General features: G+C 68.3%; 3 protein-coding genes. 2 read left to right on the top strand and 1 reads right to left on the bottom strand.

Annotated features, from left to right (window positions below):
- Window positions 1-191 precede the first annotated feature (191 nt).
- On the bottom strand, window positions 192-605 hold the full coding sequence (locus ACWEKM_RS46265) for a winged helix-turn-helix transcriptional regulator (RefSeq protein ID WP_451627325.1): 414 nt from the start codon (window positions 603-605) through the stop codon (window positions 192-194).
- Between the two features lie 151 nt (window positions 606-756).
- On the opposite strand from ACWEKM_RS46265, the gene ACWEKM_RS46260 reads away from it, so the two are divergent.
- Together ACWEKM_RS46260 and ACWEKM_RS46255 are read left to right on the top strand one after the other, a co-directional pair.
- Window positions 757-1,404 carry an FMN-dependent NADH-azoreductase gene (locus tag ACWEKM_RS46260; RefSeq protein WP_451627324.1) on the top strand — a complete coding sequence of 216 codons (648 nt, stop codon included), beginning with the start codon at window positions 757-759 and terminating at the stop codon, window positions 1,402-1,404.
- 27 nt (window positions 1,405-1,431) lie between these two features.
- On the top strand, window positions 1,432-1,602 hold the full coding sequence (locus ACWEKM_RS46255; protein ID WP_451627323.1) for an NAD(P)H-binding protein: 171 nt from the start codon (window positions 1,432-1,434) through the stop codon (window positions 1,600-1,602).
- Window positions 1,603-1,693: the final 91 nt, after the last annotated feature.

Here is a 1,693-nt window from a genome sequence, read left to right as displayed (position 1 = left end):
GAGCGTGTGTCATGAGCGAGCCGAAGGGTGGCCTCCAGATCGTCGCGGCCCCTGCCAGCGGGTGGTGCGAGCCCGACACCGGAGTCGGCCACATCGACGAGACAGGCCGCGCTGAGGCTCTCGACGAGACGGCCGCGCACGACACGCCCAGCGCTGCGAAGCGGTGAGCCACCACCGTCGCCGCGGTCCGTCTACGCGCTGACCGCGGCCTTGCCCCGGCCGACTCCGGTCAGCTCGCTGTCCGCCCGGTTGGCGGCGATCTCACGGTGGTGGGCGGCGGCCCAGCCAGCCATCGCCATGACCGCTTCCATCAGCGACCGGCCCAGCTTGGTGAGCTCGTACTCCACCCTTGGAGGGACCTCGGGGTACGCGGTCCGGGTGATCAGCCCATCGCGCTCGAGGTGCTTGAGCGTCTGGGTCAGCATCCGCTGAGAGATCCCCGGGATGCTCGCCTGCACGTTGGAGTAGCGCAACGGACCGGCGTTCAGGGTGCTGATGATCAGCACGGTCCACTTGTCGCCGATGCGGTCGAGCACCTCGCGAATGAAGGCGCTGTCCTCCGGCCATGTCTGGCACGGACCTGCGATCTGTCGCGCTGACGCCATCTCAACAACCTCTCATCCGGTGTGTAACCGCACTACCAGTATGTAACGCCCTCGAAGCGACCACACGCCAATCCACGACAACAGCCCCTCATGCGGGCCCGCTCTCGGATCACTGGAGCGCGCTCACAACCACTCCGAAAGGACCCAAATCATGTCGTACCTGCTTCACATCGACTCCTCCTCGCTCGGCGAGGCCTCGGTCTCGCGCCAGGTCGCGCAGTCCTTCCTCGACGGCTGGAGCGGCGACGTCGCTCACCGCGACCTGGCTGCTTCGCCCGTGCCTCATCTATCCGCTGCCGGCATCACCGCCCGCGCCGCCGCCCCCGCTCAGTACACGCCCGAGGAGGCCGAGGCGGCCGCGATGCAGGACGCGTTGATCGAAGAGTTCCTCGGCGCGAGCGCCTATCTCTTCACGGTCCCGATGTACAACCTGACAATGCCGTCGGTGTTCAAGGCGTGGCTGGACCAGATCATGGTCTTCGGCCGCACCATGGACTTCGAGGCTCCCTCGCCGGCTGCCGGTCGTCCAGCTGTGGTGATTTCGGCGCGCGGCGGCGGCTACGGTCCCGGTGCACCCAAGCACGGCCTGGACTACGTCGTGCCCACCCTCGAGGCCATGCTCGGCCGCGAGGACATGCTCGGCCTCGACGTCACCACCGTCATTCCCGAACTGACGATGGTGCCCCACGCCCCGGCCCTGGCCGCCCTGCTGCCGAGGCACGAGGCATCCATGGCCAGCGCCCACCACCGTGCCCGCGAGCTCGCCGCCACGATCGCCGACGGCACGACCGCCGCCTGAACCCCGAACCGACGCGGAGTAACCCTCGTGACTGATCTGCTCGTCCTTGGTGGCAGCGGCCGCACCGGTGTACACGTCCTCGAACAGGCCGCTCAGCGTGGCCACCGCGTCCGAGCACTCGTGCGCGACCCAGACTCGGTTCAGCCGGCGGCGGGTGACTCGCAAGTCGCAGCCCCCAAGCGCATCCGACTTGTCTGACTGCTTCGCCAATCCCGACCTGACCACGTTCACCCGGCTCGACGAACTCGGCCTCGAAGCCACCGCTCAACGGCTCGAAGCCGACCGTGCC

This window comes from Streptomyces sp. NPDC004752 (genome assembly GCF_053601275.1).
This window is presented reverse-complemented; position numbering and strand designations above follow the sequence as displayed.